The sequence below is a fragment of the Planctopirus limnophila DSM 3776 genome, assembly GCF_000092105.1.
Classification (GTDB): domain Bacteria; phylum Planctomycetota; class Planctomycetia; order Planctomycetales; family Planctomycetaceae; genus Planctopirus; species Planctopirus limnophila.
Window position 1 is genome coordinate 2,466,511 of the sequence record NC_014148.1, and the last position, 18,933, is coordinate 2,485,443.

The window sequence follows — 18,933 nt, forward strand, 5'->3', positions numbered from 1 at the left end:
AAACATGCTAAATAACTGATGATGTCCCTATTTCAAGCGAAGATTTCGCGTGCAACTTGACCGGCGACATCGGTCAAGCGGAACTCTCGTCCGCCGTATTCGTAGGTGAGAGATTCGTGGTCCAGCCCCATGAGTGCCAATAACGTCGCATGCAGATCATTGGTGTGCATTTTCCCTTCCACTGCAAACTGGCCAACTTCGTCCGTCGCGCCAAAAGTAAAGCCAGGCTTCACACCGGCACCAGCCAGCCACATCGGATAGCCGGTGATATTGTGGTCTCGTCCATCTGGGCCTTGAGCCGAAGGGAGACGACCAAACTCGCTGCCAAACAACACCAATGTGTCTTCCAAAAGGCCACGGCTTTCGAGGTCTGCCAGAAGTGCTGCAGCCGGTTGATCAACAGCCTGGCAATTGTTCATCAGACCGCGATGAAGGTTGTTGTGCTGATCCCAGCCCGGATGGCAGATTTCGACAAACCGAACTCCCGCTTCACTCAAGCGGCGAGCCATCAGGCATTGCCTGGCAAAACTGCCGGCAGGCCCATCTTTGATTCCATACGCTTGTTGAATATGCTCAGGCTCTTTAGAGATATCGAGCAACTCAGGTACTTTCGACTGCATTCGAAAGGCAAGCTCGTAAGAAGAGATCACACCTTCAATCGCAGAGGGAGCATGCGGCCTGGATGCCAGATCTTTATTCATGGACTGAATCAGGTCGAGCTGGCGACGCTGGAGTGCGATGGGAGTCTGTGCTTCAAGATTCGGTAGATAGCCGGCATCATTAATACGGGTTCCCTGATAGTGAGCGGGCAGAAAAGCGCTGCCATAGTTAACGGTACCACCAAAATTGGGAGGTGGATTGATTGTAATATAACCTGGCAAATCCTGGTTCTCCGTACCAAGACCATAAAGCAGCCACGAACCGATCGATGGTCTCGTCAGTGAGGCAATGGCTGTCCCGGTATGAAGCTGAATGACGGCCTGTGGATGTGCAGGAGTATCGGTGTGCAATCCACGCAGCCAGCAGAATTTATCGACATGTTTGGCTAAATGCGGATGAAGCTCAGAGACCCACGTACCCGTCTCTCCATATTGGGCAAACTTGTATCGCGAAGCCATCAGCTTGCCACCACCTGGACCGCTCTGGCCGTCCCGCGCCTGGAGTTCTGGTTTGTATTCCCAGGTATCCATCTGGGAGATCGCGCCCTGCATGAAGAGGAAAATTACCCGCTTGGCTTTGGCGGGAAAATGTGGCTTTCGAGGTGCCAGATGCCCTGGAGGCAAAGCCGGCGCAACCTCCTCACTGCGTGCCTTGCTGGCCAACAGTGCCGACATGGCCAGATAGCCAAAACCAGCACTGGCCGACTTGAGCAACTGACGGCGGTCAGGCAGAAAGCGACCCAGTGGCTGACCATTGTGATCGGCATTTCCCCGTGGAATGGATCGGAAGCTCATGAAATTCATCCTTGCAAAAATCAGGCACTACGTATTTTTTCGAGCATTGAACAAGAGATAGACTCTGTCACCTCTTTGCATCAATCAGACTATTTGAGATAACGAAAATCACCCGAGGCATAGAGAGCCTGAATGAATGAACCCCAGGCTGCGGTCCGGGAATCTCGAATCGAGATCTTCTTCAGGGCAACCGGAAGATCGTTTTGCTCCATCTCATCGGCATTCGCGAGTGCCAACGCACTATTTGTAGCCCCAGAAGGATTGTTTCCCGAAGCAGCCGACGTCTCTTCAGGCTTACTGGAGGCAGCCGCAATCAATCGATTTGTTGAAAGCGATTCAGATGACCCAGCAGTGTTTGATGCCAGATAGATACTGGCTTCTTTCTCATACACAGATAAATAGTCAACGATTGTGTTAACTTCAGTTACCGAGGGATCTCGTCCAAGAATCTGGCGATACGCATGAACGATGCGGGATCGATCGTCGTGATCTTCACCATCAAGCAAGGATTGTGCCAGCCGAACACTGTGTTGCCGCACAAAAGGGTCGTTCAGGAGGTAGAGCGACTGGGTAGCAACAGTTGTTTGGTCTCGGGCGCCAGTCACCATCCCTTGCTCAGCAAAGTCAAACACTTCTAACGCTCTGGGGAGAATCCCCCTGACGAGTGGAAGATAAACACTGCGGAGAGTTGAGTTCTCGGCCGCCACTTGAAGATTGCGGGCCTCCGGGCCGTTGTTCCGAATTTCGATCACCTTCAACTCAGCAGCGGGAGACCTCTCGGGACGAGAAGTATCAAGAGACTGAGTTGTGGCCAGAATACTGTCGCGAATCTCCTCGGCAGTCAGGCGGCGAGGAGTGTGCCTCCAGATCCAGCGATTCGCAGGGTCGATCTGCTGATATGCAGCGACATTTTCCGTACTGAGTCGATAGGTTTTTGTGAGAACAATCTTGCGGATCAGTTTCTTCAGCGAGGCTCCATTTTGAATGAAATCCTGAGCGAGAAAATCGAGGAGTTCCGGATGAGAGGGGGTATCACCCGTCAGACCGAAGTTATCGACTGTCGAGACGATTCCTCGACCAAATAGATGATGCCAGACACGATTCACTATCACCCGGTGAGTAATGGCATTCTGCGGTGCAGTTAACCATTGAGCGAGCTCGGCCCGGCCACTTTGCCCAGCGGTAATCTGTGGCTGACCTTCCCAAGTCGCCAGTTTCAAGAATCCACGGGGGACAACCGGCCCGAGTTGCTCAGCCTCTCCCCGCAGGCGAAGTTCTGTGTCTGAAATCTGCTTACTGTCACGGGCACCAAGAGTCACTTCGCCTAAATGAGCTGGATCAGTGAGGAGGTTTAACTCGGCTTGAAGACGGTTCCATTTCTGGCGAGCCATCTGCTGCCTGGGACGGCCATTCGGGCCTTTCTCCTGGCCTTCGGGTGTCCCACGGAGTCTTTCAAATTCCTCACGCGCTTCGGCAACTGCCTGCTGAGCTTTCTCAACTTTTTGATGCTGCTCAGGATCAGGTTCAGATTTGGTTTGTGAAATCACCAGCAATGCCGCAGTGTCGTAATAATCCAGACCTCCACCACCCATCTTATTTCGGACACCAGCCAGAATATCAGTACTCGTGAAAATTCCTGCCAGTGCGTAGTACTCACGCTGCGAAACCGGATCAAATTTATGATCATGGCAACGTGCACAACTGACAGTGACTCCCAGGACTGAACGGGTCACGGTGTCAATCGCTTCGTCAACATTGTCCATGACGAAACGAACCTTAAACCTCTGGTTTACATCTTTGACACCCAGTGCCAGGAAGCCCGTAGCCACAAGGTTTTCGATGCGTTCACTTTCGGAAGAGTAGGGGAGCAGGTCACCCGCGACCTGTTCAGCGATAAATCGATCAAAGGGCTTATCTTTATTAAACGCATCAATAACGTAGTTACGATACTTGTAGGCTTGAGGGTAGGGAATATTACGAGCAGACCCTGTGGACTCGCCAAAACGACTGACATCCAGCCAGTGGCGACCCCATTTCTCTCCAAATGCAGGAGAAGCGAGAAATCCGTCGACAAGTTGAGCATAATTTTCAGTCGATGGGTTTGCTTCAAAAGCTCGCAATTGCTCGTCGCCGGGAGGTAATCCCGTGAGATCAAAGGCGACTCGCCTCAATAGGGAGGCAGGGTCAGCATCACTCACAGGGGAAAGGTTGTGATCATTCAACTTTGCCAGCACAAACTGATCAATGGGGTCAGTGGCCCAGTTCGAATCTTGTATGACAGGTGGGGTCACAGCTTTCAATGGCTGCCAAGCCCAATGGCTGGCCAAAAGCTCCTGATAATCACTACTCCCTTTGCCGATCTCATGTGAAACTTCCACACGAGGCCAGGGAGCACCGCGACGAATCCAGTCTTCAAGAATCTGGATCTTCTCGTCAGGCAGTTTTTCTTCAGGAGGCATCTTCAGCTTGCCAGTGTATCGAACAGCCTGAACTAACAGGCTTTCTTCAGGCTGATGTGGAACAACTGCAGAACCTCGATTACCACCGTTACGCAATCCCTGATAATCATCGACGCGCAAACCACCAGCAGCTTTGTTGTCAGCGGAATGACATGTGTAACAATGCGCCACGAGGATTGGCCGAACCTTCTTCTCAAAGAATTCAAAATCGGCTGGAAGCTGTGAATCTTGTAGAGATCCTGAAACCACAACAGATCGAGTGTTCAGCGAGTTTTGCGCTGAGACGACCTGCCTGGACTCTTCGGCAGTTGCGGGTGTCTTGACCTGCGCTTGAAGGTGCTCACCAGATGCGGCCATCCCCACAGCCAGGACCGTCAGGCATTTCGTAAAAAAACTCATGGTTCAGTACTTTTTGGAAGACGAAGGGTTGATGGCCATTGCCAAGGCATTCAGCTGCAAGAATCACATAAGTATGACTTAACGAATAGCGACCTGTTTTGTTCGACGATTCGCGTTTCTATTGAACGGTTCCAGCTCCACATTAAAAATGTGTTCACTTTCCAGACCGGGAACGTTGACTTTAATCTCAGATTTCTTGCTGTATTTATCTGGCAAACGAAATTGCGGAGGCGTATCACTCCCGGACTCAGGATCTATATAGAGCTTGACTTGATGCTGCCCGGGAGCAGCACCGTAGCGATCGCGCGTAAAACGAAGACGGAAATTGCCGTTCTGGTCTGTATACCCCACTGATGAAGCGGTTTTTGAATCGAGTGGCTGATATTCGACACTCACCCCAGCCACCGGTTTACCAGCCGACATCACTTTTCCATGGACCTCACTCAGGGCAGGCCCGGAATTGAAGCAACCGGGAAGAAATGACGCTCCGCAGACCACACCTATCACCGACCAGATGGGTGGTAGTTTTGAAGAAACTCTCATTGGCGATAATACCTTCTATCAAGAACCCTACCTACGAATTTACTGATGACAACTATCATTAATATTCACCTAATGCTGATCCATCATTACGAATTGCCAGCCGCTGGTACGTTCCTAGCAAGGTACGAGGATTCCCGACGACTTCTGGCGTATTATCGAAGTAGATCGCATCACTCACGAATTGCACCCGGCCGTCACCGAAGAGGAAATGGGCACCACCGATATGAGCACTATGAAATCCACGGCCAGCCGTTGTCTGTCCGGGTGCATTTGGTAGATTCAACTTCCAGTTGGCAAGTCCCTGAGTTTGCCTCAAGCCCACATCAGCATTGCCTGTATAGTTTCGAACGCCAATCCAGATTGCTGAAAGATTGTCCCAGTTACGTTCACCGACAATAAATGTGTTACTCGCACCGTCGGTATAATCAGTTAAGCGAACTTTGCTTCCTGGCCAGAAAGTCCCAAATGGATCTGCCTGATTAAGCACCCAATCGTCGGCGTGCACCCAGCGGGTCCCGTGAACACCGACATAACTGGCTGTCGCTGCGGCAGTATCTCCATAGGCGGCATTGGTGAAACCGCGCTGATCATTCAGTTGAGGCGCAGTATCCGAAGGGCAGCGGTACCCAGGAACCACAGCCTGCACCTGATTTCGAGTGCTCGCATTCAGTAGCAATTCAACGAGTTCCCGATTACCGATATTCAATTGATTGTAAAGAGTGGACTGATCAATCTGAGGGAGAATCAAAGCTGCCCAGGAATAACCCGTGGCTCGATTCGCGGTCGTGAGATTGATGCGATACCCCGCATCCGGCTGCCTTGATGAAAAGACATTCCCAGGCGGAAAAGTGTTATGCAAGTCGTGATAATTGTGAAGTGCCAGACCAATCTGCTTGAGATTATTGCGGCATTGTGTCCGGCGTGCAGCTTCTCTCGCCTGTTGCACAGCAGGGAGCAATAAAGCGATCAGGACAGCAATAATTGCTATCACAACAAGCAATTCGATCAGCGTAAATCCTTGCTTCTTAAAACTCATGATCAACCCTTTGTGAATATCTATGTTCTCAATTTGATCGTTAGGAATTCGAAGTGACATGCCGTGCAATGCGGTTGAGGCTGCGAAGAGTTCGAGAAATTGAGGGATTGACCTGAAGTTCATCTGCAACATCGAGTTGGAACACACTTCGACGAGCGACTTGTACGGCCAGCGCTTTCTCGAAATAGCTGTCTACGGTCCCCGTCAGGACAAGCACACCGTTACTGATATGAATCTGAATGAAGCGAAATGTGTCAGGCTCTTGAATGAAGAGCCTTTCGTAGAGCTGTCTTTCCGTCGTTGTTTCAGAAGGCGAAACAGAATTGGCGATATCGGAATTATTAAAGGCAACCATAATATCTTTCTGTGGCGTTACGCCGTGTTTACTTTTGAATATACAGACACAGATTGGGGCTAGCTGTTCCCAATCTAAATAAGCGACTCAACCAGCGAGGATACATGCTTTTGCTGCCCTCGGAGGCGAGCGACATCACGTGGAGGAGGGACTGAGCTGCCTCCCATCGGCAGTCATCATTGGCCAACCGATGGACTGGCCTGGCATTCAAAAATAAGCCAAATAACGACCAGGTGATTCTTCGCAAGAGACAGCCTGTAATGGACAGCCTGTCAGGCCTATTTGATACGCCGTTCACCATCCATGGGCACCAATTTCAACCCGGGATCACGACGTGAAATTCTGAACTAACAACAACAAACGGAGCGCATGCCAATGGAACACAGCTCAACGTGCTTGAAGCCAGGATTACGAGAAACGACCAGAGCTTCCGCAATGCGACTGCAGAATGCCTTTCGAGATTTTCGGAACGAATCCATGAGAGACTCCTCAAGTCTCAGACACGATGGAAGGGGAGATTCAGCGAGATAAACACCCTTGAGCCGTGTGGCCCAACAGATCTATCACTCACTGAGTGGTAGTTAGTATCGGGACGTTTTCGAAAAATGTCAACTCAAATTCCGAAAAAACTGCAGTTCAGCCCAAAAGACCACTTTCCATCAAAAGCTGATGAGACCAAGCGAGACTCGGAATGCCTTTGTTCTGCGTGATTTCCTATGATCTGATTTCGCCCACTTGACCTGAGGTAAAATCCATGGCTACATTGCCATGCAACCATGAATAACGAGCAGCGAATCAAATACGAAGCCCGGGCAAAGATCGCGAAGGCGCTGGCGCATCCAGCCAGATTGTTCATGCTCGACTGGATGCATGATCGCGAATGTTCCGTCTCCGAACTCACCGCTGAACTGGGACTTGATCAATCGACGGTTTCCAAACATCTGGCTGTGCTGCGCGAAGCAGGAGTAGTCTCAGCACGTAAAGCCGGAACCACGTCCTTCTACCGGGTCAGCTGTGGTTGTCTCGATGGGTTCTTCACCTGCCTGGAAAACGTTCTCAAATGTGATATCACGAAGCGTCAACAAAGCCTCGCTGAGGACCCAACCTCATGAGTACACGAAGCTATGTTGCTGAAGCGATCGGTACTTTCACCCTCGTATTTGCCGGAGCAGGGGCGATCGTTGTTAACGATCTCAGTGGCGGTGTTATTACCCATCCCGGAATTGCTTTAACTTTCGGCCTGGTGGTCATGGCCATGATTTACGCCCTGGGCGATATCTCAGGAGCCCACCTGAATCCCGCTGTAACACTGGGTTTCTGGCTTGCACGGCGACTGCCAGCACGCCAATTGGCACCTTATATCGCCAGCCAGATACTGGGTGCTGTCACTGCAGCCAGCCTGTTACGAATGCTCTTCATGTACCACCCCACTTTGGGGGCAACGTTGCCGGTCTATTTCTGGTGGCAGGCTTTGATTCTCGAAATCATTCTTACCGCCATATTAATGTTTGTCATTTTGTGTGTCTCCACGGGGGCTCGCGAAAAAGGTGTGATGGCAGGAGCAGCCATTGGTGCTGTCGTCGCTTTTGCAGCCATGTTCGGCGGCCCGATCTCAGGGGCTTCGATGAATCCGGCACGCTCATTCGGGCCAGCCGTTATCAGCGGAAATCTCGCCTCATTGTGGATCTACATCCTGGCACCATGCATCGGATCAGCGTTCGCTGTCTTGAGTTTTCAGCAACTCCACCAGGAAATTCCGATACCTGCCAATCCACAAGACGAACTCCAGCTCAATAACCCTACGACAGACAGGCTCGAATCATGAAACGCGTACTCATTCTTTGCACGGGAAACTCCTGCCGCTCGCAAATGGCCGAAGGTTTATGGAACACTCTGGGCCAGCCTACGTGGGAAGCGGTCTCGGCAGGCTCACGTCCTGCCGGCTACGTTCATCCGCTGGCCGTGCGAGCCATGGGAGAACTGGGGATCGATATTTCGAACCTCGTGAGTAAGTCGGTCGCACCGTATCAGAATGAAAACTTCGACCTGGTGGTCACGGTGTGCGATAACGCCAAAGAGGCATGCCCTGTATTCCCAGGAGCGAAACTCACGCTGCATTGGCCATTTGCAGACCCGGCCCACGCCGAAGGAAACGACGAGGAAAAGATGGTCATGTTCCGCCGTGTGCGTGATGAAATCCGTGATACCATCAGTGGCTATCTCAAAACTGTCTCTTGACAGGTTTTTAGCGATTGTTTTCCCAGTCAAGTGCTGAAAAACTCTCGACTAATATTTTTTGATACGCTGAAAGAGCACGCTCTATCGTGGCAGATCACTGGGATATCTTCTGTCGGGTGATTGACAATTATGGTGATATTGGTGTGTGCTGGCGTTTGGCTCGGCAGTTGCATCATGAACTGGGAATTCGCGTCCGGCTCTGGATCGATCAACTCGATGTGTTGACTCACCTGTGCCCACAAGTCCGAATGAACCTCGGCTGTCAGCAGGTGGATGGTATCGAAATCTGTCAATGGGAGACTTGTTCAGAAGAGACTCAGCCCGCTCGAGTGGTCATTGAAGCTTTTGCCTGTGAGATTCCCGGCTGTTACCAAAGATCACTCCTGTCACTGCATGAGTCACAGCCAAATCCTCCAGTGGTATGGATCAATCTGGAATATCTCAGTGCCGAGAATTGGGTTTCTGAATGCCATGGGCTGGCGACTCCGGGTTCTTCGACCAGCCTGAGGAAGCATTTCTTCTTCCCGGGTTTCACGACAGAAACGGGGGGGCTGCTTAAGGAAGCTGGTCTCAGGGGGCAGGTTCGTCGCTACCAGCAGAAGTTCACATCTCAAAGTTCTCAGGCGACGCCAGACCTGTGGGCTCGACTAGTTGGGAAAACGGGGGAAAACCAACTTCCTGACTCTCAGAAAATGCCCGGTGAACTGCGAGTTTCTTTATTCTGTTATCAGAATCCGTGGATTCCCAGACTTCTCGATTACTGGTCATCCCGAAGTGCTCCCACGAGTTTGTTTGTCACCCACGGGTTAGCGACCAATCAGGTTGCCAAATGGTGTGGCTATTCACTCAAAGCGGGCGATCGACGGCAAATTGGTGCTCTTGAGCTTTTGATTTTGCCCTTTCTGCCACCCCCGGCTTACGACGAACTGCTTTGGAGCTGTGATTTCAATTTTGTGCGGGGGGAAGACTCTTTTGTTCGTGCTCAATGGGCGAATCGACCTCTGATCTGGCAGATTTATCCGCAGGAAGATGCTGCTCACCATAAGAAGCTCGAAGCCTTTCTGAGCCTGTATTTGAGGGGTTTTTCCAATGTTGAGGCAGTTTCTGAGTTCTGGCGTCTTTGGAATCACATTCCGCCGGATCGTTCCTGGGCACATACCAGCGGCATCGAAGACGCCTGGGAAAAACTGCTTCATTTTCGACAAGAATGGAATCGACACAGCGAGGAATGGGCCGACCGGCTTGACCGTAAGAGCAATCTCGCAAACAATCTGGAAATGTTCGTAAGAAAAATCCGTGAGGAAACTTCAAGCTCTTGAGAGCCTGGGTTCCTCCCCATCAGACTGTGACCATCTTCCAGGAAATTGTTTCATGAGTGTTAAGCTGGCAGGCGACCTGCAGTCGGGCAATGTGGTGATCGTCGAAGGAAATCCCCTTGTTGTTTTGAAAGCCCAGTACAACAAGTCAGGTCGCAACGCTGCCGTTGTCAAACTGCGGATGAAGAACCTGTTGACAGGTCGCGTCTCAGAAACGGTCGTCAAAGCCGACGAAAAAATGGAACAGATCATTCTCGACAAGAAAGAATGTACCTATTCCTACTCAGCTCCACCGGTTCACGTGTTCGTTGACGGCGATTACAACCAGTACGAGATCGATGCCGAAACGATGGCTGATGTTGAAAAATACCTCATGCCGGAAATGACAGATGTCGTCGAAGTGACATTCTACGAAAGTAAGCCAATTTCTGTGGTCTTCCCGAAGGTCATCATTCGCGAAGTTGAATACACCGAACCTGTGACCCGCGGTGATACCTCAGGAAAGATTACCAAGGCAGCGGTCCTTAAGCACTCAAAGTACGAGCTTCAGGTTTCGGCCTTCGTAGAAATTGGCGACAAGATTGAAATTGATACGGAGACCGGCGAGTTCCGCCGCCGCTGCTAATCGAAACATCTCGCAGGAGGACCGTTTTGTTCGGTGTCATGACTGCGTGTTTTGATAAAGCGGGATTCGGCCTGTCGGCGAAAAGCAAAAAACTCGATCTGCCATGGCAGGTCGAGTTTTTTTGTGGATGGATGGTTCTGAGTCATTCTTGAGTGAACCGCCATTCAAATTTACTTGGCGACAGGGAAGCCTTCTTTGACAAGGTCTTTGTAACCTTTCTGAAGTGGCCTGACATCGTAGCCATAATCCTTCAGCACTCCAGCGGCTCCGAGCGATCGGGCACCCACCGCGCAGTGAGTATAAATGATCTGATTTTTGGGCAATATTTTCTCGACGTCTGCCTGCGTCATCCCTTTCTGCAGTTTACGAAAGGGAACCAGCAAGGCTCCTTCGACATGTCCACGATCCCATTCCGCCTGATCACGCACATCGACCAGCAGGGCTTTCTTTTCCTGAACCTGCTGTTTGACCACATCGAGTGAATCGGTCGTGTAATCGGCGCCCTGCGCGTGGCCAAAGCCAGCAAAGACCAAGGCAACAATGACCAGAGAGTTCCTGACCACCAGATTCATAAAGACTTACCTTTCGCTACGAACCAAAAAACTCACGAAGCCACCTCAGACGAAGTGGATTCCTCCAATCCAGCAGACCGGCGACCAATGCCCAGCAGCCAGACCAAGCCCATCAGCAGCTTGAGAGTCACACCCACCACATAAAGCAGTGTGAGAAATGCCCAGAAACCTCCAAAAAAGACGCTGAACTTCCAATTGGCTGGTAAGAAAAGCCACTTCGAATCTGTCTCTTTGTGGTTGATGAAATTCTCGACCTGCGTTTTGGCTCCCTCAATACTGACCGGAGAAACCGAGATCGAAAAGGAACTTTGTCCTTCACCGACAAACGTGAGTGTTCCTTCGCCGTCAATCTGGCCCCGCCCCTGATTGTGTCGACGCCGCTCTTCAGCGGTTCTTTCCCGTGCAGCCCGCACCCTGGTTTCGACAGCCAGCAAAGGATCAATGACGGCTGAGCGAAAGGGGATCACAAAGAGCAGACACGTCGATGCCTGCGCGACTGGTCGTCCTTCCCGGTTCTCCAGCATGACGTATGAAACAGGTGCGATCATCGTGATCACCGTCGGTACAATCACAAACCCGATGACTCCAATCAGATGACTGATCCAATTTCCTTGATTACCTGCAGCTTGTTTGGACATCATTACGAATCCCGCACTTCTGAGGTTCCCCTCAGATCAAAAACGACAGTTCATGAACTCTTCGCCAGCATGACTCAAAAATGCCTGCAGATCGAGTGAGAATTCAAGGCCTTGATCGGCGGAGTCTTCGAATACCCAGTTGGCAGTGAGTTCTCTCTGCTGGTTTATCACAATTTAAGAGCCGAAGTGAACTCATGGCTGCACCCACGGTCGAACTCGTCTCGGGAGATCTCCTTAAACAACCGGTGGATGTGATTGTCAATTCCTGGAATCGAAACTTCATTCCCTGGTGGCTGCTTTTACCCCAAGGTGTTTCAGGTGCGATCAAACGTCATGCCGGGACAGCCCCATTCCGTGAGCTCAGCCGAGCTGGAATCATGCCCCTGGGCTCTGCAGTCTTAACGTCGGCTGGGCGTCTGCACTTTCGAGGCATTATTCATGTCGCGGGGATCAACCTGTGCTGGCTGGCGAGTGAGTATTCCATCCGCCAATCGACTCGTAATGCCGTACAACTCGCGGAACAGCAGGGCTTTTCCTCGATGGCCATCCCTCTGATAGGTGCCGGTTCGGGAGGTTTTCCTGCCGAAAAAGCTCGCCACCTGATTCTCGACGAGCTGACAAAACTCAACTTGAAGAGCCCCCTCCTGGTGAAAGTGGTGACATTCGCTGTTGAAAAATAACGAAACTTGCCACTCCAATCCGGGGGAGGAGCATCCATCAGATTTTGAAAGCGCATTCTTCGACAGGTCTCTTCGACATCCCGTTTCCCTAAAAGAAAACAAGTTGATTGTTAAGAAACAATGAGAATCGTTATTTTACTGTGGTTGTCCACATCAAAGCGTGGGTAGAGTTTCATCCATCCCATGAACTTTAACCACAGCTTTGAACGAAATTCTTGTGTCATACGCTGCTTTTCCACCGCGAACCTCACGAAGTCCCTGGCAGGAATTCTTCTGGGGTCTCTGGACTGTCGTGGCTGCCTTTGGTTGTTACTTTTCCATGTATGCCTTTCGCAAACCATTCACTGCCGGGAGTTTCAATGAGCCGCTGTTGGCTCAGATGGACTTCAAAAGCGTGCTGATCATCTCGCAAGTCTTTGGCTACATGCTCTCCAAGTTCATTGGCATTAAAGTGATTGCTGAAACCCCGCCACATCGCCGGGTGCTGGGCATTCTGATTCTCATCGCTCTCGCACAACTGAGTCTGATTGGCTTTGGATTAACACCACGCCCGTGGAATCTGGTCTTCATGTTTTTCAATGGCCTGCCATTGGGTATGGTCTTTGGATTAGTGCTTGGCTGCCTGGAGGGTCGTCGTTCGAGTGAAGCTCTCACAGCCGGTCTTTGTGCCAGTTTTATCCTCGCTGGGGGAGTCATGAAGTCTGTGGGAACCTGGCTACTCACGGATGTCGGCATGAGTGAAGACTGGATGCCCGCAACGGCCGGGGGGTTGTTTATGCTTCCCCTGGGAATCTGTCTGGTGATGCTCGCTCTGGTTCCTCCACCATCGATCGAAGATATCGCTGCACGAACCGAGCGGAGCACCATGAATGGGAATGAACGCTGGACGTTTTTCAGCCGCTATGCACCGGGTCTATTGCCCATTATTGTGTTCTATCTGCTGGTCACGATTCTGCGGAGCCTGCGTGATGACTTTCAGCCGGAAATCTGGAAAACATTGGGGAGCACATTCACATCCTCGACGTTTACCAAGTCTGAGACTCTCGTGACGCTGGGAGTGATCGCTGTGAATGGAACAGCCGTATTGATCCGCAATAATCGGCTGGCGTTTTTTACAGCCTTAGGAACCTGCGGCGTCGGCCTGGGTCTTCTCGCGGGCTCTCTGATTGGACATCACCTTGACCTGATGAACGATTTCACTTTCATCGTCCTCCTGGGACTGGGACTTTATCTCCCCTATGTGGCCTTTCATACCACCGTTTTTGAACGCCTGATTGCCATGACTCGCGATAAAGGGACCGTCGGATTCCTGATGTATGTTGTCGATGCCATCGGGTATCTGGGCTTTGTCGGGATTGTTCTCCTGAAAAACTATATCTCGCGAAGCACGAACGTTGTAGAACTACTCATCATTTCCAGTTGGGCGAGTGTAATTGTTTCAACAATTGCCCTGGTGATCAGTTGGGTTTACTTCTCGAAGGTTCAGCCTCGTCAACCAGAATTGACCGAACTCGAAGTCCGCATCTCCCGTTGATGATGGCCGGAACTTCTTTGTCACTCTTCGGATGTACGAATCATGCAAGCGACAACATCCAGTTCTTCTCGAGATAGCAGTGGTCGCATGGAACGATTGCGGCTGAGTGAAGCATTTCTCCCCACAGCCTGCACTGCTGCCGTCTTCTCTGGTGAGACGCACCATCTTGAACTGAATCAGATACCGCTTCCCATGTTGAGTGCCGGGGAAATTCTGGTAAAGGTCACGGCGTGCACACTTTGCGGGAGTGATCTCCATAGCGTAGAAGGTCGTCGCAAAGTTCCTGTGCCGACAATTCTGGGGCACGAGATTGTGGGGCAGATTGCGGCGATCGGCGGAGACTTTACTCCCGCTGATCTCGCCAACGCCCCACTCCATGTGGGAGATCTCGTGACCTGGGCCGTCGTGGCCAACTGCGGCAAATGCTTCTATTGCGAACGCGATCTTCCCCAGAAGTGCCTGAATTCGGTCAAGTATGGTCACGAAGCGTTTCGTCCCGGGCGAGAACTTCTGGGAGGGTTGGCCGAATACTGCCTGCTGGTCCCCGGGACGGCAATTATCAAATTGCCACCCCATTTGCCCACATCGGTGGCCTGTCCAGCCAGTTGTGCGACCTCGACAATTGCCGCAGTTCTTGAAGCGGCTCAACCGCTTAAGGGCCGCAGTATTTGCATTCTGGGAGCCGGGATGCTGGGATTGACGGCCTGTGCGATGTCCAGATCGCTGGGCGCCACCCATGTCATTTGCGTTGATCCTCAACCTTATCGACGAGAGTTAGCCTTGAAGTTCGGTGCAACCCACACTTCAGATTCGATGCAACTGGCAGAGACTCTCCGTTCGGCTGGTCTTCTTCATGGGGTTGATGCCGTTGCTGAACTCTCTGGGAACAATGCCGCCTTTGAAAGTGTCTGGCCTCTCGTGCGACTGGGCGGCACGATTGTTCTGGCGGGTTCCGTCTTCCCATCACCTGCGATTGGTATGGCACTCGAACAGCTTGTCCGTCGTCAGATTACCATGCGGGGTGTCCACAACTATGGCCCGAGGCATTTGCGAACTGCTATCGAATTTCTGGCCAGCGAACACCAGAATTACCCCTTCGAGTCGCTGGTCAAGCAGTGGTTTCCTCTGGAACAAATCAGTGAAGCCATGACGGCAGGTAAAGAACCCTCGGCAATCCGCATCGGGATCACCATGACTCAGAAGTAGGCTCACGAGGTTACTTGAGGCATCTGAAGCAGCATCAGCTGACTGGCTGACTCATCCTGCAAAATTTACTCTTCCACCAGCTCTGGCAAAACGCCCCAGTGCCATGAGTGGGAAGTAGAGGGGGTAATAGTGGTATCGCAGGTAGAAGACCCTGGGAAAGCCTGTCCCCGTAAATTCTTCTTCGTCCCATGTGCCATTATGTTTCTGAGTTTTCAGCAGGAATTCCACGCCCCGCTGGCATTCAATCGAGTTCTGCTCACCGGCTGCAATCAAACCCAGTACAGCCCATGCCGTTTGTGAGGCAGTCGGTGTGCCTTGTCCCCTGAGGGTCGGATTATCATAAGTGGCGGGAGTTTCACCCCAGCCACCACAGGCCTGCTGCTTGCTCTTGAGCCAACCCGCCGCACGTACTAAGCGAGGATCATGGGCGGAAATACCAATGGCAGTCAGTCCCACCAGAACTTGCCATGTGCCGTAGATGTAGTTAACGCCCCAGCGACCATACCAGGCATGATCGTCCTCCTGATCATTCCAGATGAACTCCAGCGCTCTTTGCACAGATGGATCATTGAAACTGATCCCCACGGCTGCATACGCTTCGAGGACGCGAGCCGAAATATCGGCATTCGTCTCATCAAGCATGGCGTTATGGTCAGCGAAAGGAACTTTTGTCAGTAGTTCCTTGTTGATATCCGAATCGAAAGCTCCCCATCCACCATCTTTGGACTGAAGTGCCTTAAGCCACTGCACACCGCGCCCCATGGCTTCTAAGACTGGCCGATGATTTTCCAGTTGCTTGAGTGCCTGTACGCGAGAGGTACTTTCTGCACTCCAACCGGTCTGGACAGGAAGAACTCCATGGGAAATCGCTAACGGCGTCGCCTCTTCTGGTAATGTGGAAGCCAGAGCAATCAGCACCATCGCGGTATCATCAACATCGGGATAAAACTCATTATTGAACTCGAAATACCATCCGGAGACAGGGGTCTCGGGATGCGCTTTCGACCAGTCACCGGCATGGCGGACTTCTTTACTCAGCAGCCAGTTCCGGGCTTTAGATAGTGCAGGATGATCTGGCTCGACTCCCGACTCCCTCAAGGCAATGATCGAAATTGCAGTATCCCATACGGGAGACAAGCAAGGCTGCAGGCGTAACGCATCCTGCTCGCGGAGCATCAGTCGATTCAATTCGTCCCGCTGTTTTTGAACCATTGGATGCTGATCGTCAAACCCGGCACACTTAAGCCCGATCAACGTCCAGACGATCGGAGGAAAGATCGCTCCCAATCCATCGCTCATCTCCTGCCGATCCAGGATCCACTGCACACATTTGCGGACTGCACGCGACCGCAAAGGTTTGATTCCATAACTTTCGATGGACTTCAGGCATTGATCGACGCGAAAGAAAAATCGACTCCAGTTCATCCAGCCGTTGGAGTTCGACTCATGATTCACACCGCGAATAAACCGGGGCAACTGCTTCTCAGGAGAGGCATACAACTCCTCGATGGTGATCTGATGGCCGTCCGCGTCGTTCAATTCCACTGCGGGTTGAAAGGCCCAAAGCAAGCTCAGTGGGACGACAATCGTCCGCGACCATGCTGACATTTGTGAAAGATTGATCGGGAACCAATCGGGCAAGAGAACCACTTCTGGCGGAACAGCCGGGCACAGCGAATAAGGAATAAGCCCCAGCATGGCGAGGTAGAATCTCGTAAAACTGTTGACACGCTCGACGCCACCTGCCTGCAGAATGGCTTCACGAGCCCTGATTAAAGCGGGTTCATCGGCTGCATGACCTGTAATTCGCAAGGCCAGGTAAGCTTTGACAGCACAACTGACATCGATGGGGCCACCTGGGAAGTTGCTCCAACTGCCATCTGTATTCTGCTTTGTCAGCAGATACCTGGCTGCTGCCTGTGCATCAGGCGATTGCCCTTCATTCAGAAAGGCCAGCAGGAGGATGTACTCGGATTCGAGGATCGTATCTCCTTCAAGCTCAGCAACGAAGAATCCCTCGGAATGTTGCTGATCGAGAAGATACTGGCGAGTTCTCGCAATCGCGGTCTGTAATCCCACACAGGTTTCTCGCGTTTTTTCAGCAGGTGCCGAATGTTCGAATGCTGCCAGCAGGTCGACTCGTTTCGCACCAAAAGTACCTGAAGTCATTTCAGGAGCCCCTCCATCCCTGGGCAGATCCTAGTCTTTGTTGATTGAATATCTGGTCTGGATTCTCCAGTGGCGGTTATCCTAAGCCACTGCATCCAATGCCGCAAGAAAACTTGAGCATGTTCCACAAGCCGCTCAGGACTTTGGCTCGACCGCTTACTGGGCACAGCTGGATTTCGCCTGTTCTTAAGGCTTATCAATTCACCAGAGTGGCGATTGACGCGCGAATGGCCATAATCCCAGAGTTATCCTCGATTGTTATGGCCTTCGCAGAACCTGACTCATCGCGTGCCATGTGCAAGTCGTGAGTCTCTGGTCGCACAGACTTCAGGCATAGCAGTGGCGACTCGATGATCCATTCCACGGAAAGACTGATTTTTATGAACCAGCCCTACGATGCATTGTTGATCGTTTCCTTTGGAGGCCCGGATCGCCCTGAAGATGTCCTGCCGTTCCTGGAAAATGTGCTTCGAGGCAAACCGGTCCCCAGAGAACGCATGCTGGAAGTTGCTGAACATTACTATCACTTTGGTGGTAAGAGCCCGATTAACGACCAGGTCCGAGAGTTGATCTCAGCTTTGAAAACTGAGTTCCAGAATTCTGGTATCGATCTGCCCATCTATTGGGGTAATCGCAACTGGCACCCGATGCTCACAGAGACAGTTCGTGAAATGGCAGAGCAGGGGGTGCAGCGTGCGCTGGCATTCTTTACCTCGGGCTACAGTTGTTACTCCGGCTGCCGGCAGTACCGCGAGAACATTATCGCCGCTCGAGAAGCCGTTGGTGCCCAGGCACCTCTCATCGAGAAGACGAGAATGTTCTACAACCATCCCCTCTTTATCGAGGCGAATGCCGAACGGCTACGAACTGCGATGTCCCCATGGAGTGATGAAGAGCGTCAGCAGGCCCATCTGACATTCACCGCACATAGTATCCCGATGTCGATGGCGGATCGATCCAACTATACGTTGCAACTGACTGAAACCTGTCGGTTGATTGCGAACGCCCTGGGATTCGAAAAGGATCGCTGGTCACTGGTCTATCAGAGCCGGAGTGGACGTCCTCAGGATCCCTGGCTGGAACCGGATATTCTTGATCATCTCAAATCCCTCCACGAGCGAAACATCCGAAATGTCGCGGTCGCCCCGGTGGGTTTTCTCTCGGATCACATGGAAGTCCTGTATGACCTCGATGAAGAAGCCAGTCTGCTCGCCAAACAACTGGGCCTGAATTTTGTTCGATCTGGAACTGTGGGGACTCATCCTCAATTTATTGCCATGATTCGAGAACTTGTCGAAGAACGGATCGGCCGACGAAGCTGCCGCCAGGCGATTGGTCACTTCGGCCCCAGCCACGATGTCTGCCCGCCACACTGTTGTGAATACCCGACAGGCCGACCGACAACCGCGGCAAACATTTCCAATCGTGACGGTTCCAACGGCTCGACAGCACGACAGATCTGACAACGGCGACAGTAAAACACTCAAAAACTGATTTTGATCCTCCAGCACGCAATCCATCGGCTCAATCTGCCGATAGTTCCCATGAAGCAGTGCTGACCGCTGGGCCACATACCGTTTGACAGTTCTTAGAGACTGTCAAGCTCTTGTGCTGCTCCGGTCTGATGTCGTCTGCAAAGTTGGTCTGCCCGATCTGGTCCATCTCAGATTCATTCGGGCTTTCCAGGCAAACGCCTTCAAGCTCGCTTC

General features: G+C 51.8%; 17 protein-coding genes. 9 read left to right on the forward strand and 8 right to left on the reverse strand.

What is annotated here, in order from left to right:
* Positions 1-32: 32 nt before the first annotated feature.
* From PLIM_RS09790 to PLIM_RS09810, 5 genes are all read right to left on the reverse strand, one after another.
* The gene (locus tag PLIM_RS09790; RefSeq protein ID WP_013110150.1) at positions 33-1,454 is read right to left on the reverse strand and encodes a DUF1501 domain-containing protein; all 1,422 of its coding nucleotides are present in this window, start codon (positions 1,452-1,454) and stop codon (positions 33-35) included.
* An 89-nt stretch (positions 1,455-1,543) separates the two neighbouring features.
* Entirely contained in the window at positions 1,544-4,312 is a 2,769-nt protein-coding gene (locus tag PLIM_RS09795; protein WP_013110151.1) for a PSD1 and planctomycete cytochrome C domain-containing protein, read from the reverse strand.
* 78 nt (positions 4,313-4,390) lie between these two features.
* The gene (locus PLIM_RS22745; protein ID WP_013110152.1) at positions 4,391-4,855 is read right to left on the reverse strand and encodes a transthyretin-like family protein; all 465 of its coding nucleotides are present in this window, start codon (positions 4,853-4,855) and stop codon (positions 4,391-4,393) included.
* 58 nt (positions 4,856-4,913) lie between these two features.
* Positions 4,914-5,891: a DUF1559 domain-containing protein gene (locus PLIM_RS09805; RefSeq protein ID WP_013110153.1), complete on the reverse strand. Its 978-nt coding sequence runs from the start codon at positions 5,889-5,891 to the stop codon at positions 4,914-4,916.
* Positions 5,892-5,931: 40 nt separating this feature from the next.
* Entirely contained in the window at positions 5,932-6,246 is a 315-nt protein-coding gene (locus PLIM_RS09810; protein ID WP_013110154.1) for a BON domain-containing protein, read from the reverse strand.
* A 776-nt stretch (positions 6,247-7,022) separates the two neighbouring features.
* Here PLIM_RS09810 and PLIM_RS09815 point away from each other — a divergent pair.
* From PLIM_RS09815 to PLIM_RS09835, 5 genes are all read left to right on the forward strand, one after another.
* On the forward strand, positions 7,023-7,358 hold the full coding sequence (locus PLIM_RS09815) for an ArsR/SmtB family transcription factor (RefSeq protein WP_013110155.1): 336 nt from the start codon (positions 7,023-7,025) through the stop codon (positions 7,356-7,358).
* On the forward strand, positions 7,355-8,071 hold the full coding sequence (locus PLIM_RS09820; RefSeq protein ID WP_013110156.1) for an MIP/aquaporin family protein: 717 nt from the start codon (positions 7,355-7,357) through the stop codon (positions 8,069-8,071). The genes PLIM_RS09815 and PLIM_RS09820 overlap by 4 nt, the downstream gene beginning before the upstream one ends.
* Positions 8,068-8,484 carry an arsenate reductase ArsC gene (locus PLIM_RS09825; protein ID WP_013110157.1) on the forward strand — a complete coding sequence of 139 codons (417 nt, stop codon included), beginning with the start codon at positions 8,068-8,070 and terminating at the stop codon, positions 8,482-8,484. Before PLIM_RS09820 ends, PLIM_RS09825 begins: the two co-directional genes overlap by 4 nt.
* 86 nt (positions 8,485-8,570) lie before the next feature.
* Positions 8,571-9,803, forward strand: coding sequence for an elongation factor P maturation arginine rhamnosyltransferase EarP (gene earP / locus PLIM_RS09830; RefSeq protein ID WP_013110158.1), 1,233 nt, complete (start codon positions 8,571-8,573; stop codon positions 9,801-9,803).
* A gap of 52 nt (positions 9,804-9,855) precedes the next feature.
* Positions 9,856-10,425, forward strand: a complete 570-nt coding sequence (locus tag PLIM_RS09835) for an elongation factor P (protein WP_013110159.1) — start codon at positions 9,856-9,858, stop codon at positions 10,423-10,425.
* A 170-nt stretch (positions 10,426-10,595) separates the two neighbouring features.
* Here PLIM_RS09835 and PLIM_RS09840 read toward each other — a convergent pair whose 3' ends face one another.
* Positions 10,596-10,997, reverse strand: a complete 402-nt coding sequence (locus PLIM_RS09840) for a rhodanese-like domain-containing protein (protein WP_013110160.1) — start codon at positions 10,995-10,997, stop codon at positions 10,596-10,598.
* 32 nt (positions 10,998-11,029) lie between these two features.
* Complete coding sequence (locus PLIM_RS09845) at positions 11,030-11,638, reverse strand: hypothetical protein (protein ID WP_013110161.1); 609 nt, start codon at positions 11,636-11,638, stop codon at positions 11,030-11,032.
* Between the two features lie 191 nt (positions 11,639-11,829).
* On the opposite strand from PLIM_RS09845, the gene PLIM_RS09850 reads away from it, so the two are divergent.
* The 3 genes from PLIM_RS09850 to PLIM_RS09860 all read left to right on the forward strand — a co-directional run bounded on the left by PLIM_RS09850 (position 11,830) and on the right by PLIM_RS09860 (position 15,055).
* Positions 11,830-12,315 (forward strand): macro domain-containing protein, encoded by a 486-nt coding sequence (locus tag PLIM_RS09850; RefSeq protein WP_013110162.1) that lies wholly within the window; start codon positions 11,830-11,832, stop codon positions 12,313-12,315.
* A gap of 217 nt (positions 12,316-12,532) precedes the next feature.
* Positions 12,533-13,849 (forward strand): DUF5690 family protein, encoded by a 1,317-nt coding sequence (locus PLIM_RS09855; RefSeq protein ID WP_230849437.1) that lies wholly within the window; start codon positions 12,533-12,535, stop codon positions 13,847-13,849.
* Between the two features lie 42 nt (positions 13,850-13,891).
* Positions 13,892-15,055, forward strand: a complete 1,164-nt coding sequence (locus PLIM_RS09860) for a zinc-binding dehydrogenase (protein ID WP_013110164.1) — start codon at positions 13,892-13,894, stop codon at positions 15,053-15,055.
* A gap of 51 nt (positions 15,056-15,106) precedes the next feature.
* Here PLIM_RS09860 and PLIM_RS09865 read toward each other — a convergent pair whose 3' ends face one another.
* Entirely contained in the window at positions 15,107-17,224 is a 2,118-nt protein-coding gene (locus tag PLIM_RS09865) for a terpene cyclase/mutase family protein (RefSeq protein WP_013110165.1), read from the reverse strand.
* Between the two features lie 380 nt (positions 17,225-17,604).
* On the opposite strand from PLIM_RS09865, the gene PLIM_RS09870 reads away from it, so the two are divergent.
* Complete coding sequence (locus tag PLIM_RS09870; RefSeq protein WP_041401528.1) at positions 17,605-18,687, forward strand: ferrochelatase; 1,083 nt, start codon at positions 17,605-17,607, stop codon at positions 18,685-18,687.
* Positions 18,688-18,933 lie beyond the last annotated feature (246 nt).

What these genes read in the sequence shown, in the direction of transcription:
- PLIM_RS09850 (WP_013110162.1), top strand. Translation starts at nt 11,830, where the DNA reads ATGGCTGCACCCACGGTCGAACTCGTCTCGGGAGATCTCCTTAAACAA.
- PLIM_RS09805 (WP_013110153.1), bottom strand. Translation starts at nt 5,891, where the DNA reads ATGAGTTTTAAGAAGCAAGGATTTACGCTGATCGAATTGCTTGTTGTG.
- PLIM_RS09840 (WP_013110160.1), bottom strand. Translation starts at nt 10,997, where the DNA reads ATGAATCTGGTGGTCAGGAACTCTCTGGTCATTGTTGCCTTGGTCTTT.
- PLIM_RS09845 (WP_013110161.1), bottom strand. Translation starts at nt 11,638, where the DNA reads ATGATGTCCAAACAAGCTGCAGGTAATCAAGGAAATTGGATCAGTCAT.
- PLIM_RS09795 (WP_013110151.1), bottom strand. Translation starts at nt 4,312, where the DNA reads ATGAGTTTTTTTACGAAATGCCTGACGGTCCTGGCTGTGGGGATGGCC.
- PLIM_RS22745 (WP_013110152.1), bottom strand. Translation starts at nt 4,855, where the DNA reads ATGAGAGTTTCTTCAAAACTACCACCCATCTGGTCGGTGATAGGTGTG.
- PLIM_RS09810 (WP_013110154.1), bottom strand. Translation starts at nt 6,246, where the DNA reads ATGGTTGCCTTTAATAATTCCGATATCGCCAATTCTGTTTCGCCTTCT.
- PLIM_RS09870 (WP_041401528.1), top strand. Translation starts at nt 17,605, where the DNA reads ATGAACCAGCCCTACGATGCATTGTTGATCGTTTCCTTTGGAGGCCCG.
- PLIM_RS09815 (WP_013110155.1), top strand. Translation starts at nt 7,023, where the DNA reads ATGAATAACGAGCAGCGAATCAAATACGAAGCCCGGGCAAAGATCGCG.
- PLIM_RS09820 (WP_013110156.1), top strand. Translation starts at nt 7,355, where the DNA reads ATGAGTACACGAAGCTATGTTGCTGAAGCGATCGGTACTTTCACCCTC.
- PLIM_RS09790 (WP_013110150.1), bottom strand. Translation starts at nt 1,454, where the DNA reads ATGAGCTTCCGATCCATTCCACGGGGAAATGCCGATCACAATGGTCAG.
- PLIM_RS09835 (WP_013110159.1), top strand. Translation starts at nt 9,856, where the DNA reads ATGAGTGTTAAGCTGGCAGGCGACCTGCAGTCGGGCAATGTGGTGATC.
- PLIM_RS09860 (WP_013110164.1), top strand. Translation starts at nt 13,892, where the DNA reads ATGCAAGCGACAACATCCAGTTCTTCTCGAGATAGCAGTGGTCGCATG.
- PLIM_RS09825 (WP_013110157.1), top strand. Translation starts at nt 8,068, where the DNA reads ATGAAACGCGTACTCATTCTTTGCACGGGAAACTCCTGCCGCTCGCAA.
- PLIM_RS09865 (WP_013110165.1), bottom strand. Translation starts at nt 17,224, where the DNA reads ATGACTTCAGGTACTTTTGGTGCGAAACGAGTCGACCTGCTGGCAGCA.